The 13,362-nt window shown below is 62.0% G+C and carries 13 protein-coding genes; 7 read left to right on the top strand and 6 right to left on the bottom strand.

What is annotated here, in order from left to right; translation table 11 throughout:
• Window positions 1–633, top strand: a 633-nt coding sequence (locus MM194_RS19820) for an IS3 family transposase (protein ID WP_241344641.1), incomplete at its 5' end; no start/stop codon positions are given.
• Between the two features lie 60 nt (window positions 634–693).
• On the opposite strand, the gene MM194_RS19815 is transcribed toward MM194_RS19820, so the two are convergent.
• Complete coding sequence (locus MM194_RS19815; protein ID WP_241344639.1) at window positions 694–1,056, bottom strand: DUF2061 domain-containing protein; 363 nt, start codon at window positions 1,054–1,056, stop codon at window positions 694–696.
• 181 nt (window positions 1,057–1,237) lie between these two features.
• Between MM194_RS19815 and MM194_RS19810 the strand changes: the two genes are divergently transcribed.
• Window positions 1,238–1,444, top strand: a complete 207-nt coding sequence (locus MM194_RS19810) for a hypothetical protein (RefSeq protein ID WP_241344636.1) — start codon at window positions 1,238–1,240, stop codon at window positions 1,442–1,444.
• 69 nt (window positions 1,445–1,513) lie between these two features.
• On the opposite strand, the gene rlmJ is transcribed toward MM194_RS19810, so the two are convergent.
• The 3 genes from rlmJ to MM194_RS19795 are packed head-to-tail and all read right to left on the bottom strand — an operon-like array spanning window position 1,514 to window position 4,726.
• Complete coding sequence (gene rlmJ, locus MM194_RS19805; RefSeq protein WP_241344635.1) at window positions 1,514–2,368, bottom strand: 23S rRNA (adenine(2030)-N(6))-methyltransferase RlmJ; 855 nt, start codon at window positions 2,366–2,368, stop codon at window positions 1,514–1,516.
• Entirely contained in the window at window positions 2,362–2,823 is a 462-nt protein-coding gene (locus MM194_RS19800) for a DUF2390 domain-containing protein (protein WP_033129549.1), read from the bottom strand. Before MM194_RS19800 ends, rlmJ begins: the two co-directional genes overlap by 7 nt.
• The gene (locus tag MM194_RS19795; RefSeq protein WP_241344634.1) at window positions 2,816–4,726 is read right to left on the bottom strand and encodes an ABC transporter ATP-binding protein; all 1,911 of its coding nucleotides are present in this window, start codon (window positions 4,724–4,726) and stop codon (window positions 2,816–2,818) included. Before MM194_RS19795 ends, MM194_RS19800 begins: the two co-directional genes overlap by 8 nt.
• 153 nt (window positions 4,727–4,879) lie before the next feature.
• Here MM194_RS19795 and MM194_RS19790 point away from each other — a divergent pair, with 153 nt between their 5' ends.
• From MM194_RS19790 to MM194_RS19780, 3 genes are all read left to right on the top strand, one after another.
• Complete coding sequence (locus MM194_RS19790) at window positions 4,880–5,290, top strand: CBS domain-containing protein (protein ID WP_241344633.1); 411 nt, start codon at window positions 4,880–4,882, stop codon at window positions 5,288–5,290.
• A 376-nt stretch (window positions 5,291–5,666) separates the two neighbouring features.
• Window positions 5,667–6,731 (top strand): porin, encoded by a 1,065-nt coding sequence (locus MM194_RS19785; RefSeq protein ID WP_033129552.1) that lies wholly within the window; start codon window positions 5,667–5,669, stop codon window positions 6,729–6,731.
• Between the two features lie 354 nt (window positions 6,732–7,085).
• Window positions 7,086–8,030: a chemotaxis protein CheV gene (locus MM194_RS19780; protein ID WP_033129553.1), complete on the top strand. Its 945-nt coding sequence runs from the start codon at window positions 7,086–7,088 to the stop codon at window positions 8,028–8,030.
• A 175-nt stretch (window positions 8,031–8,205) separates the two neighbouring features.
• Here MM194_RS19780 and MM194_RS19775 read toward each other — a convergent pair whose 3' ends face one another.
• Window positions 8,206–8,814: an arylesterase gene (locus MM194_RS19775; RefSeq protein ID WP_042644332.1), complete on the bottom strand. Its 609-nt coding sequence runs from the start codon at window positions 8,812–8,814 to the stop codon at window positions 8,206–8,208.
• Between the two features lie 96 nt (window positions 8,815–8,910).
• Here MM194_RS19775 and MM194_RS19770 point away from each other — a divergent pair, with 96 nt between their 5' ends.
• On the top strand, window positions 8,911–9,636 hold the full coding sequence (locus MM194_RS19770; RefSeq protein WP_033129555.1) for an ABC transporter ATP-binding protein: 726 nt from the start codon (window positions 8,911–8,913) through the stop codon (window positions 9,634–9,636).
• On the top strand, window positions 9,633–12,074 hold the full coding sequence (locus tag MM194_RS19765) for an FtsX-like permease family protein (protein ID WP_241344632.1): 2,442 nt from the start codon (window positions 9,633–9,635) through the stop codon (window positions 12,072–12,074). The genes MM194_RS19770 and MM194_RS19765 overlap by 4 nt, the downstream gene beginning before the upstream one ends.
• A gap of 96 nt (window positions 12,075–12,170) precedes the next feature.
• Here the strand turns inward: MM194_RS19765 and MM194_RS19760 are convergent, their stop codons facing one another.
• Window positions 12,171–13,076, bottom strand: a complete 906-nt coding sequence (locus MM194_RS19760) for a TIGR01777 family oxidoreductase (RefSeq protein ID WP_241344631.1) — start codon at window positions 13,074–13,076, stop codon at window positions 12,171–12,173.
• Window positions 13,077–13,362 lie beyond the last annotated feature (286 nt).

The raw sequence follows: 13,362 nt of genomic DNA, 5'->3' as shown, positions 1-13,362 counted from the left end.
TTCAAAGTACGTAACCTGATGAAGGAAGGCGGGCTGGCATCCAAGCAGCCGGGCGCACACCGTTATAAGGCCGCCCAATCTGAACGACCGGATATTCCCAATCTGCTGGCCCGCGAATTTGATGCTCCGCAACCCAATCAGGTGTGGTGTGGCGATATTACCTACGTCTGGGTCGGAGGTTGTTGGAATTACCTGGCAGTGGTTCTTGACCTCCATACCCGCCGGGTCGTTGGCTGGGCGATGTCTGACAAGCCTGATGCAGAATTGGCAATCAAAGCGCTGGAGATGGCCTATCAGCAACGAGGTTGCCCCTCTGGTGTGCTGTTTCACTCTGACCAGGGCAGCCAATACGGCAGTCGGGCATTTCGGCAACGACTGTGGCGCTATCGCATGACCCAGAGCATGAGTCGGCGTGGCAACTGCTGGGATAACGCCCCGATGGAGCGGTTGTTCAGAAGCCTGAAGTCAGAGTGGCTCCCGGTAACGGGATACATGAGCCTGCGGGAGGCGAAACGGGATATCAGTTACTACCTGATGGATTACTACAACTGGCGCCGTCCACATCAACACAATGACGGGATACCGCCAGCAAAAGCCGAGGCTCGGCCTAACCAAGTGTCCGGATTTAGTTGACCACTACACAGCATCCTTTGGCAAACAAGTGTTGCAACGGCATGGCTGAAGTACGGTTGCTCAGGCCAGTGCCAGTTGCTGGCGGGCGCGCCACAGCCGCTCGTGGAAGAAGAAGACCACGGTGTTGATGGCAGGCTCGATCAACGCCATCACGCCGCCGGTGAGCAGCTCGCCACTCAGCAGGTAGGCGACGCCGAACGCGACGGAGAAGTGCACCAGGGCGAAGCTGCTGGTCTTGGCCTGCAGGCTGTGCTCGGGTTTGAACTTGTGCCAGCCCAGATCATGAAAGTAGAAGGCGACGGTGTTGACGGCAGGCTCTATCAGGGCGATCAGGCTGGCGGTGAGCAGTTCACCGGTCAGCAGGTAAGCCACTGTGAAGGCAACACTGAAGTGCAGAACGGCGAAGCTGATGGTCTTTTTCATGATGGTGTCTCCTCTGGCGATGAGTGCAGTATCACCCGGAATTACATCAAATGAAAACCATTCTCATCTATTGACTAAATAGAAAATGCCTATCGACCGGGGGAGAAGCCACCAGGTTGGGGACTTGCATGGGACCATAACGGCGCTAGAGTGTGCCTTTTGCCATGAAAAAGGAGCTTTCATGACCCTCAATGCCAACCTGTTTGTGCTGTTCGCCCTGCTGCTGATGATCGTCGCCGGCGTGGTGGCCTGGCGACTGGCGCGGCGCAAGAGCCGCCATCCTGTGCTTATCACCGTTCTGTGCGTGCTGCTCTGTCTGTTCCCGCCCTTGGCCCTGCTGGCCTTGCTTGTGCTGGCGCTCTGGCGAGATCTGCCGGTCTGGGTCTGAGGCGTCATCCCGGCAACGGCAGACAGAGAAAAGCCCCTTTCGGGGCTTTGTCATTCGGTCGGTGAGGGCTCAGTCGGCTGCCTTGTTGAGCCACTCCACCCTGTAATGGGCACCCGCGCCCTGAGCCAGCTTGGCGCACAGGGGTTTGAGGAAGGCCTCGATCTGTTCGGCCAGCATCCAGGGGGGGCTGACGATCAGCATGCCTGAGCCGTTCATGCCCCAGTCGGCGGTCTGACCGGCCACTTCCAGCTCGGCCACCAAGACGTTACCGAAGTTTTCCCGCTTGATCGCTTTGAGCATGTCGCGGGACTTGTCCGCCTCCTGCCCCAGAATGGGATACCAGAGGGCATAGATGCCGGTGGCCCAGCGCTTCTGTGCCTTTTTCAGGGTATCGACCACGGCGAAGTAGTCTTCCTTCAGCTCATAGGGGGGGTCGATGAGCACCAGTCCCCGGCGCGGGGTGGGGGGCAGCAGGGCGATCAGCCCCTCGAAGCCGTCACGGTGGTGCACGGCGACGCGGGGGTCATAGCCCATGTTGGCGCGCAGGTCCTCCACCTCGTTGTTGTGCAGCTCCATCAGGGCCAGCTTGTCCTGCTCGCGGGCGAGACGGCGCGACAGCTCGGGGGAACCCGGGTAGTAGTGCAGCTGACCATCGCTATTCATCTCTTCGATCACGCCAAGATAGGGCGCCATGGCGGACCACTGGGCCCGCTCGTCCCACAGCCGGCCTATGCCGTCGGCGTACTCCGCCTTCTTCTGGGACCAGTCGCCGCGCAGGTCGTAGAGACCGCCACCGGCATGGGTGTCCAGCACGATGAAGGGTTTCTCCTTCTTCTTGAGGGACTCGATGATCAGGGCCTGAACGGCGTGTTTGAGCACGTCGGCGTGGTTGCCGGCGTGAAAAGCGTGGCGATAACTCAGCATATTAGGTCTCTGAGGGAGCCCTGAAGGGCTCCCAATAACGATAGGTAGTTCAACAAGTTGTGGCTGTTGCCCCGCACCAGGCTGAGGCCGCGCAGGGTCTGCAACAGGACCCCCTGCTGCAACCGTTCCAGCTCCAGTTCGTGAGCCAGCATGGACTGGTACTCGGCTTCATCCAGGCGTGCCTTGGCGTTCTGGCGCAGGGCCCGCCAGGGGGTCAGCACCACCTCGGTCTGCACCAGCGCCGGTTGCAGATCGGCGAGCTCGACCAGGATGCCATCCTGATCCAGCCGGTGCAGCAGCAGGGCCAGATTGACGTTGCCGCCGAGCGTCTGCACCTCGAGCCAGTCCTGGCTGCGCTCGGCATAGCGTTTGCTGCTCCAGTGCCAGAAATCGACCGGATTGGGCAGTTCATGGCTGGCCACCCGCTCGGCGGTCATCGAGAGTTCATCACGCAAAGAAGGTCTGCTCCCGGGTTTCCAGTTCCTCGCTGAGGCTCATCCACTCCAGCTCGACCCCTTCCAGCTCTTCCTTTATAGGGCCCTGGGATTTGAGCAGTTCGGAGAGCTTGGTTTTAGCGCTCTCTTCGTAGATGGCGGGGTCGGCCAGCTGCTCTTCCACCTCGGCGAGCCGGGTCTGCAGCTTCTCCATGCTGGCCTCGAGCTTCTCGAGCTTCTGGCGCAGGGGCCGGGTCTGCTGGCGGAATTCCGCCTCGCGCCGCTTCTGATCCTTGCGGGCCACCGCGGAGTTGGCGGCCACTGGGCCATCGCTTGGCTTGGCGTTCGCCTCTTTCTCCTGCTCGCCGAGCCACTTGTGGTAGTCGTCCAGATCGCCGTCGAACGGCTCGACCCGGCCGCCGTGCACCAGATAGAAGTCATCGGTGGTGGTGCGCAGCAGGTGACGGTCGTGGGAGACCACCACCATGGCACCCTCGAAGCCTTGCAGCGCCATGGTCAGGGCGTGGCGCATCTCCAGATCCAGGTGGTTGGTCGGTTCATCGAGCAGCAGCAGGTTCGGCTTTTGCCAGGTGACCAGGGCCAGCACCAGCCGCGCCTTCTCGCCGCCGGAGAAGGGGGCGACCTTGTCCAGCGCCTTGTCGCCGTGGAAGCCGAAGCTGCCGAGGTAGTTGCGCAGCTCCTGCTCTGTCTTGTCCGGTGCGAGGCGGACCAGGTGGTCGAGGGGGGTGTCATCGAGACGCAGGGTCTCGAGCTGGTGCTGGGCGAAGTAGCCGATACTGACCCCGGCGCTCACCTCCAGCTTGCCCGACAGCGGCGGGTTGGAACCCGACAGCATCTTGATGAAGGTGGACTTGCCGGCGCCGTTGCGCCCCAGCAGGCCGATACGCGAACCCGGTACCAGGTTGAGTTTGATCTTCTCCAGGATCACCTTGTCGCCGTAACCGGCGCACAGGTTCTCCATGGCGATGAGCGGGGTCGGCAGGGCCGACGGCTCGCGGAATTCGAAGCTGAACTCGGAGTCAACGTGGGCCGGCAGCAGCTTCTCCATCCGCTCCATGGCCTTGAGGCGGCTCTGGGCCTGACGGGCCTTGGAGGCCTTGTAGCGGAAGCGGTCAACATAGGCATGCATGTGGGAGATTTCCCGCTGCTGCTTCTCGTACATGGATTGCTGCTGGGCGAGCTGCTCGGCCCGTTGCAGTTCGAAATCGGAGTAGCCGCCGGTGTATTCGTTCAGCTTGCCGTTCTCGATATGGATGATGCGGTTGATGACCGAATCGAGGAAGTCGCGGTCGTGAGAAATAAGGACGAGGGTGCCCTGGTAGCCCTTGAGCCACTTCTCCAGCCAGATGACGGCGTCCAAATCCAGGTGGTTGGTCGGCTCATCCAGCAGCAGCAGGTCGGAGCGGCACAGCAGCGCCTGGGCCAAGTTGAGGCGCATGCGCCAGCCACCGGAGAAACTGCGCACCGGCGAGCCAAGCTGATCGTCGCTAAAGCCGAGGCCATGCAGCAGCTCGGCGGCGCGGGAGCGGATGCTGTAGGCACCTATGGTGTCGAGTTTGCCGTGCAGCTCGGCCACCAGCAGGCCATTGTCATCCTGCTCGGCCTTCGCGAGCTGGGCCTCCAGGGCGCGGAATTCCTTGTCGCCGTCGATCACATAATCGAGCGCTGAGCAGTCCAGCGCCGGGGTCTCCTGGGCGACGCCGGCTATCTGCCAGCCGGCGGGCAGGCTGAAGCTGCCGTTGTCGATGGCCAACTCGCCCCGCACCAGCGCAAAGAAGGTGGACTTGCCACAGCCGTTCTTGCCTACCAGACCCACCTTGTGGCCGGGATGTATGGTGCAGGAGGCGTTGTCCAGCAGCGTGCGGCCGCCGCGGATCAGTTCGATTTGACTGGCAACTATCATGGATGGATCTGCTTGGCTCAATGGAAGGAGAGAAACTGGCGCGGATCTTACGTGAAATGGCGCAGATTTGCACTTTAGGCTGGGGGGCCTGGCTGGCTGCGGCAAGAAAAACGTGCCATAACAGAGACATCTGTCAGGGGACAGGAGGCTGCCATGCTGATTAAAGAGATCATGACGACCCGGGTTGCGACCGTTTCCATGGATGACAGGCTCAATGTCATCAAGGAGATCTTCGAGCAGGCCCACTTTCGTCACCTGCTGGTACTGGAAGAGGATGCACTGGTCGGCGTCATCTCGGACAGGGATCTGCTGCGTGCCCTCAGCCCCTATCTCGGCACCGAGGCGCAGATGAACCGTGATACCGAGACCCTCAACCGGCGCGCCCACCAGATCATGAGTCGCCAGCCCGTCACCATAGCCCCGGACAGACCACTGCAAGAGGCGGCCAGCATGATGTTGGCGCAGCATGTCTCCTGCCTGCCGGTACTGGAGAACGGCGCTCTGGTCGGCATCCTCAGTTGGAAAGACTTGCTGCGCGTCATGCAGGAATGGACACCGGCCTGAATACCCGCCCGCCCGGCTGTCAGGCCGGGCCTGCGCCATGTCGGGGCTGGCGTCGTTCTCGCAGTGCCGATATGTTCATGCTTGGGCTTTAATGATGCATGTGTCAATATCATCATCTGCATCTTTCCCTTTAACTGGTTTATTAATCTGCAATAAATCCATTCTCCTTGTTTAAATGGGCTGCACTTGTCAATGTCAGCGACATTTTATGTCGCTGATATCTGATTGGAACCCGCTTTTTCGAACTAATCACCAACCGCTTCAGTTCCTGTCAAGGTTCGGGGATCTACCCTAGGTCATCGGAACATAGACCCGATCATAATGACCGAGCACAGGTCTGCAGGTCTGATTAGTGTTTACACCAGAGGAACGAACAATGAAAAAGACAGCATTGACTATGGCCATCTCCAGCCTGCTGCTGGCAGGTGCTGCCCAGGCTTCTACCGTATACAACCAAGACGGTACCAAGCTGGACATCGGTGGCCGTGTTCAAGGTATGTACTACGGTAGTGACAACGACAGCGAAAACGGCGACCAGAGCTACCTGCGTCTGAATATCGCTGGCGAAACCCGCATCAACAACGAAACCGTTGCTAACGGTTTTGTTCAGTACAACGTGCCGACCAACAGCTCCGATAACGAACTGCGTTACGCCTATGTTGGCGTGAAGAACGATCGTTTCGGCGCCTTCAGCTACGGTCGTCAGGACGGTCTGATTGCCAAGGCCGTTAACGATTACACCGACGTTCTGCCAGAGTGGGGCGGCGATGGCCTGGGCAAGGGTACCGAAGTCTTCGGTACCGGTCGTACCAACGGCCTGGCTCAGTACCTCTACACCTTCGACGGCCTGGTGCTGGGTGCTCAGTTCACTGGCGAAAACGAAGCTCAGAACGAGAGCGCCTCCAGCTGGACCAAGGGTTCCGCCGAAGGTTATGCCCTGTCTGCCAACTACAACTTCGACATGGGTATCAGCCTGGGTCTGGCCTATAACCAGGCTGGCAAGACTGCCGACCAGAGCGCCAATTCCAACTTCGGTGGTGACGGCGATGCGAAGCTGACCGCCGTTGGTATCAAGTACAACGCCAACAACCTGTACGCTGCCGCGACCTACGCCTATGGCGAAGACCACGTCTATGTGAACCAGGCTGGCAACGACGGCTACGCCGACGAGAGCAACGGTTACGAAGCCGTGGTTCAGTACACTTGGGGTCAATGGAAGCCGTCCCTGGCGTATAACCGCCTGGACGTGAAGGGTGAGACCTTCGACGACACCCTGACCGAATACGTCTCTATCGGTGCCTGGTACAACATCAACGAAAACTTCGACGTTTACGTTGATTACAAGGCCAACCTGCTGAGCGGTGGCGATACTGATGGTTACAACGAGTTCGGTCAGAACACCGACGACGTCGTTGGCGTGGCCATGCAGTACCACTTCTAAGTCATTCCCTGACTGCCTACTGTATTTTTTTGACCGGCCGCTTTGCGGCCGGTTTTTTTATGGGCGCAGCATAAGCTCGCGCTTTTGGAACCTCAGACCAATCCCCAGCTCAGCATTGTCCCCTCCTGGTCGATAACCCTCTTGTCGGGCCGATGGCGATCGGGTTTCCCGCTCTATGCGGCGGCTATGGGGCGAGGATCACGCCCCGCGGTCAAGATCCTATCTTTCCTCGACCCTTTTCATTATTTCTATAGGGACTTGCGTTGCGCCTATGGCGGGGGAATGCGGGTCTGATTGGTATGTCGACGCCGTGCTACGGTGGCGGCACTCGGGAAACGGACGTAAGGGCGTTATATGGCGAGCATATTGGATTCGGTGGATCAACGTACCCAGCTGGTGGGGGAGAATCGCCTGGAGTTGCTGATGTTCCGGTTGGGATCCCGGCAGCTGTTTGCGATCAATGTGTTCAAGGTGCGGGAGGTGGTGAAGCTGCCTCATCTCAACAAGATGCCGGGCTCCCATCACAACATCAGCGGGGTGGCGAACATCCGCGGCGTCTCCATTCCCGTCATCAACTTGCGCGGCGCCATCGGCATGCGCCCCATGGCGGTCGACAACGAATCCAACCTCATCATCACCGAGTACAACCGCACCATTCAGGGCTTCCTGGTGGGTCAGGTGGCCCACATCGTCAACATGACCTGGAAGGACATACTGCCGCCCCCCCGCTCGGCCGGCCGCTCCAACTACCTGACCGCCATCACCCGGATCCCCGAGGGAGGTGTCGATCAGATCGTCGAGATCATCGACGTGGAGAAGGTGCTTGCCGAGATCATCACCTATGACATCCGCATCTCGGCCGAGGTGCTGGACAAGGACATCCTGCCCCAGATGCAGGGTCGCCGGGTGCTGATCGTCGACGACTCCAGCACGGCGCGCAATCAGGTGCGGGAGACGCTCGCCCAGCTCGGGCTCGAGGTCATCGAGTGTCAGGATGGGCTGCAGGCGCTCAAGCTGCTCAAGGGGTGGTGCGATGCGGGCAAGAAGGTGACCGACGAGATCATGCTGATGATCACCGATGCCGAGATGCCCGAGATGGATGGCTACCGGCTCACCCATGAGGTGCGCAGCGATCCGCGCATGTCCGATCTCTTCATCACCCTAAACACGTCGCTCAGCGGCAACTTCAACGAGGCCATGGTCAAGAAGGTGGGATGTGATCGCTTCATCTCCAAGTTCCAGCCCGATCTGCTGGTCGGGGTGACCCAGGAGCGCATGCGTCAGATCCTGGGGGTGTGAACCCGACTCAGCCGGTCATAGCCGACTTACAGTCGAACTGGCCTGCTGGCAGGGGATTCAAGAATGCATGGGTCAGAACCTGAGGCTCTGGATCTGGCAAAGACAGATAGCAACGCACCCGCCTTGGCGGGTGCGTTCGTTTTGGTGGGTTGGAGCCAGCGTTCGCCCCTTGGGGTCACTGGGTCAAGAGGGGCTCGATAAAGCTGGCGACCCGGTCGCGGATCTGTGGCTGGGCCGCGGCCGTCGGGTGAAGCCCATCGTTCATCATGAGTTCAGGGCGCAGCGCAATATCATCCAGAAAGAAAGGCATCAGCGGCAGTTCGTTGGCCTTGGCGAGATCCGGGAAGATCTGCTCGAACTGCTGCAGGTAGCGAGCGCCATAGTTGCGGGGCAACTGGATCTGGGTCAGCACCGTCTTCGCCTTGCTGGCCTTGGTCAGCGCCACCATCTTGGCCAGGTTGGCCCGGGTGATGGCGGGGGCGAAGCCGCGCAGGCCATCGTTGGCCCCCAGTTCGATCAACACCCAGTCCGGTTTGTGCTCCTCGAGCAGGGTGGGCAGGCGAGCCAGTCCGCCCTGGGTCGTCTCACCGCTGATGCTGGCGTTGATGAGCCTGTGGGTACCCCCCTGCTGCTGCCATTTCTGATCGAGCAGGGCAGGCCAGCTCTGCTCGGCCTGCATCTGGTAGCCGGCACTCAGGCTGTCCCCCAGCACCAGCAGGGTCTGGGCCTGCACGGACGACACCCAGCAACACAGGCAACTTAAGGCGAACAGAAAACGCGCCATGGATTCAACTCCCATCATTAATTGTCAGTAAAGGCCTGGGTAACCAGGAAACATTATGTATTGTCATTTAGGGCCAAGGGAAACAGGAAACGCATCATGAGTTCGACCCCCATCATCACCGTCAGAGGGCTTGGCAAAACCGTCCGTCTCGGCCAGGAAAGCCTCACCATCCTTGAAGGGATAAACCTGCAAGTCAATACCGGCGAGACGCTGGCCCTGGTCGGTGCCTCCGGCTCCGGCAAGTCGACCCTGCTTGGCCTGCTGGCCGGGCTGGACTTGCCGAGCAGCGGCGACATCGAGATCCTCGGTCAGTCCCTGACCCGGCTGGACGAGGAGGGGCGAGCCAGGCTGCGGGCCGAACAGGTGGGTTTCGTGTTCCAGTCCTTCCTGTTGCTGCCGACCTTGAGCGCCTTGGAGAACGTCATGTTGCCGGCCGAGCTGCGCGGTGAAACCGACTGTGAACCCAGGGCCCGCGAGCTGTTGGCCGAGGTGGGGCTGAGTGAGCGGTTGCACCATCTGCCGCCGCGCCTCTCCGGCGGCGAGCAGCAGCGGGTCGCCATCGCCCGGGCCTTCATGACTCGCCCCAGCCTGCTGCTGGCGGACGAGCCGACCGGCAACCTCGACAGCAAGACAGGGGAGACGGTGATCGAACTGCTGTTTCGCTTGAACAGAGAACATAACACTACCCTGGTGGTGGTGACCCATGATCATGAACTGGCCCAGCGCTGCCAGCGGCAAGTGGTGATGGCGGCGGGGCGACTGGAAGCGGATGCGCCGGCATCCGACGTTGTCTTGGCCCCCCGCGTCAGGGAGCTGCCATGAGTCAGTGGCGACTGGGATTCAAGCTGCTGAAGCGGGAAGGTTTCAACGGTGAGCTGCGCTGGTTTGTGCTGGCGCTGGCCCTGAGCGTGGCCTGCGTGCTGAGCGTGGCGCTGGTGGCGGACAGGCTGGATGCAGGGCTCAAGGCGTCCGGCCGTGACTTCATCGGCGCCGACCGGGTGCTGCGATCCGCGACCCCGGCACCGGAGGCCTGGCTCAAACAGGCGGCAGAGGCGGGCCTCGCGGTCCAGACCACGGTCAGCTTCAACAGCATGCTGTTTCACGGCGATGGGCTGCAACTGGCCTCCATCCGCGCCGTGCCGAGCGACTTCCCCTTCTACGGCAAGCTGGAGTTGATGCCGCAGCGGGCACCGGCTCCCGGCGAGATCTGGCTCTCCGATCGGGTGATGAAGCTGCTCGGCGCCAAGCCGGGGGACGAACTGGAAGTCGGCAATACCAAATTGACCGTGGCGGGTGAGCTGGGCCAGGAGCCGGATCAGGGCTTCAGCCCCTTCCAGATGGCGCCGCGGGCGCTGATCCACAGCGCCGATGTCGAGGCGACCGGCGCGCTGTTGCCGGGCAGTCGTCAGCAGTGGCGCTACCTGCTCAAGGGCTCTCGCGAGCAGATAGCCGAGTATGAGCGCTGGCTCAAACCCAAGCTGAAGGCCGGGCAGAAGCTGCTCAAGCCGGACGATCAGGGCTCCCAGGTGGGCAAGTCCCTCGCCAATGCCGAGCGCTTCTTCCGCCTGGCCTCCCTGGCGGGGGTGCTGCTCGGGGCCCTGGCCATGGGCATAGCGGTGCGCCACTTCGCCGAGCGCCAGACCAACATGGTGGCCCTGCTGAAGACGCTGGGCGCGTCGCGGCGCACCCTCTGGCAGCTGATGGGCACACTGCTCGCCTCCCTGACCCTGATAGGAGCCCTGATCGGCCTGGTGGCGGGAAGCGCCATGCAGTGGCTGACGCTGCAACTGCTGGGGGATCTGCTGCCCAGCGATCTGCCGCCTCCCTCCTGGCGGCCGTTCGTCCTCGGCATCTCGGTCGCCTTCTTTATCACTCTGTTGCTGGCCTTCGTGCCCTTCCTGCGCCTGCTCAGGGTGCCGCCACTGCGGGTGCTGCGCCGTGAGCTGGAAGCGGGGATACCGCCCTGGCTGGCGCTACCCGTCGGGCTGCTCGGCCTGTTTGCCCTGGTGTGGGGCTTCACCGCCGATGCCAGGCTGGCGCTCGGCCTCATCGGTGGCATGGGGCTGTTGATGGCGCTGCTGGCGCTGCTCGCCTCCGGATTGCTGCGCCTTGGCAGCCGGCTCAATGGGCCCCACGCCCTGCGCCTCGCCATCAGCCACCTCTCCCGGGAGCGGGGCAGCGGCCTGTTCCAGCTGGCGGGTTTCGCCCTGGCGCTGATGCTGTTCGGCCTGCTGTGGGCGGCGCGGGTCGATCTGCTGGATGATTTTTCTGCCCGCCTGCCTGCGGATGCCCCCAATCGCTTCCTGGTCAATGTGGCCGACGATGAGCGGGACGGGATCCTGGCTGATCTGCAGGGTGCCGGCGCCATCACCTCGGACTTCTACCCCATGGTGCGGGGGCGCTTGACCCGGATCGCCGGTCAGGCGGTGGGTGAGGATGCGGCGCGGGAGGGGGTGAACCGCGAGCTCAACTTCACCACTACTGCGACCCTGCCACCCGACAATCAGGTCACCTCGGGCCAATGGCTCGGCGGCAAGGGGGAGGTCTCCGTCGACGAGGTGCTGGCCGGCCAGCTGGGCATCGCCCTAGGCGACGCCCTGCGCTTCACCATAGAGGGGCGCAGCTTCGAGGCCAGGGTGACCAGCCTGAGGTCCATCAAGTGGGACAACATGAGACCCAACTTCTACATGATCTTCTCCGCCGACGTGCTGGCGCCCTTCTCCCAGACCTGGCTCGGCAGCTATCGTCTGCCCGCCGAGGGACGCAGCGCAGAAGTGGAGCTGATCCGCCGCCACCCGACCGTCAGCCTCATCGATGTTGAGGATCTGATCGCCAGGCTCACCGTTGTCTCCGATCAGGTGAGCCGGGCGCTGGGGTTGATGCTGGGGCTGGTGACCGTGGCCGCCCTGCTGGTGCTGCTGACCCAGACCCAGGCCAGCATGTCCGCCCGGCGCCGGGAGCTGCTGTTGATGCGCACCCTGGGGGCCGGCAGCAAACTGCTGGAGAAGATGCTGCGCTGGGAGCTGGTAACGAGCGGCGCGCTGGCGGGGCTGTGCGCCGCCATGGTGGTGGAGCTCTGCTCCTTTGGCCTGCAGTGGTGGTGGTTCGATGGGCAGTGGCAGTTCCACTGGGCCATCTGGGCTGGCTTGCCGCTGCTGGGGGCCCTGCTGGTGACCCTGGCCGGCCAGGGCATGCGCCGTCAATTGCTGGCGGGCACCCTGAGCGACCGACTCAGAGGGCTGGGGCAGGGGCTGCTGTAGGTTCGATTAGCCACCAAGTGGTGTCATCGAGCCTACGGCTTGCCTGTTTGCGAAAATCAGACGATCCCGGCCTTGGCCGGGATTTTTTATGGGCGCTCAGCGCGGGGTGTGCAGCAGGTCGTCGAGGGCCAGGGGCAGCTCGGGATAGGTGAAATGGAAGCCCGCCTGTTGCAGGCGGGCGGGCAGCACATGCTGGCCGGTGAGCAGCAGATCCGCCGACTCTCCCATCAGCAGGCGCAGCGCCCCGGCCGGCACGCAGAGCAGGTGGGGGCGGCGCAGGCTGCGAGCCAGACTCTGGCTGAAGGTGTTGTTGTCGACCGGTTGGGGGGCCGTGCCATTGAAGATGCCGTTGCACTCCTCGTGCTCCAGCAGGAACAGCATGGCGCGCACCAGATCCTGAATGTGGATCCAGCTCATCACCTGGCGGCCCGAGCCCATGGGGCCGCCGAGGCCGAGGCGATAGGGGGGCAGCAGCTTGGGCAGGGCGCCGCCATCTTGGCCGAGCACCAGCCCGATGCGCAGGATGCAGACCCGGGTCTGCGGGCTCCTGGCCTGCAGCGCCAGCTGCTCCCACTGCTGGCAGAGCCGGTGAGTGAATTCGTCATGGGGATGATTGCACCGCTCGTCCAGCGGCTCATCCCCCTGGCGGCCGTACCAGCCGATGGCGGAGGCATTGAGCAACAGGCGGGGCGGGCTGCTCGATAGCTTGATAAGGTCGACCAGCTGTTCGGTCAGCAGCCAGCGACTGTTGCACAGCAACTGCTTGCGGGGTTCGCTCCAGCGCCCGGCCGCGATGGGTTCGCCAGCCAGATTGATGACGATGTCCACGTCATTGAGATCGTCCAGCCGGTCCAGGTTATCGAGCAGCTTGACGTCGTGGCCGAGCAGATCGTAGGCCCGGCTGCCCTGACGGGTCAGCACCATCACTTCGTGCTGTACCTTGAGATGGGCCACCAGACGACGGCCGATGAATCCGGTCCCCCCCGTGATCAGTATCTTCATGTGCTGCCTCCCCGATGCCGTTGACTCTACTCTAGAGGGCCGGACGCAGATGAACAAGCGGTTGTTTTTGCGGGTATTATTGTTTTGTCATTCGGACTGGCCCCGACATTGGAGCCAGATCCGGTGACGCAGATGCCCCCTTGGCAGCCTGTCGATAAAGATATGTGTTGGAGGCCTGTTTTAAGGGGGACGATGAATTCCTGGCGAGCTTTTGAGTCCCTCATTACTTGCCAAGCCGGCGACAAGCTGTAAAATTGTTTGCTTTTTCACCGCTGGAGTCGTGGAG

The sequence above is a fragment of the Aeromonas sp. MR16 genome (assembly GCF_022549315.1).
In the GTDB taxonomy this organism is placed as follows: domain Bacteria; phylum Pseudomonadota; class Gammaproteobacteria; order Enterobacterales; family Aeromonadaceae; genus Aeromonas; species Aeromonas aquatica.
This window is presented reverse-complemented; position numbering and strand designations above follow the sequence as displayed.

What these genes read in the sequence shown, in the direction of transcription:
- MM194_RS19760 (WP_241344631.1), bottom strand. Translation starts at nt 13,076, where the DNA reads ATGAAGATACTGATCACGGGGGGGACCGGATTCATCGGCCGTCGTCTG.
- MM194_RS19810 (WP_241344636.1), top strand. Translation starts at nt 1,238, where the DNA reads ATGACCCTCAATGCCAACCTGTTTGTGCTGTTCGCCCTGCTGCTGATG.
- MM194_RS19785 (WP_033129552.1), top strand. Translation starts at nt 5,667, where the DNA reads ATGAAAAAGACAGCATTGACTATGGCCATCTCCAGCCTGCTGCTGGCA.
- MM194_RS19815 (WP_241344639.1), bottom strand. Translation starts at nt 1,056, where the DNA reads ATGAAAAAGACCATCAGCTTCGCCGTTCTGCACTTCAGTGTTGCCTTC.
- MM194_RS19765 (WP_241344632.1), top strand. Translation starts at nt 9,633, where the DNA reads ATGAGTCAGTGGCGACTGGGATTCAAGCTGCTGAAGCGGGAAGGTTTC.
- MM194_RS19780 (WP_033129553.1), top strand. Translation starts at nt 7,086, where the DNA reads ATGGCGAGCATATTGGATTCGGTGGATCAACGTACCCAGCTGGTGGGG.
- MM194_RS19795 (WP_241344634.1), bottom strand. Translation starts at nt 4,726, where the DNA reads ATGATAGTTGCCAGTCAAATCGAACTGATCCGCGGCGGCCGCACGCTG.
- MM194_RS19770 (WP_033129555.1), top strand. Translation starts at nt 8,911, where the DNA reads ATGAGTTCGACCCCCATCATCACCGTCAGAGGGCTTGGCAAAACCGTC.
- MM194_RS19790 (WP_241344633.1), top strand. Translation starts at nt 4,880, where the DNA reads ATGCTGATTAAAGAGATCATGACGACCCGGGTTGCGACCGTTTCCATG.
- rlmJ (WP_241344635.1), bottom strand. Translation starts at nt 2,368, where the DNA reads ATGCTGAGTTATCGCCACGCTTTTCACGCCGGCAACCACGCCGACGTG.
- MM194_RS19775 (WP_042644332.1), bottom strand. Translation starts at nt 8,814, where the DNA reads ATGGCGCGTTTTCTGTTCGCCTTAAGTTGCCTGTGTTGCTGGGTGTCG.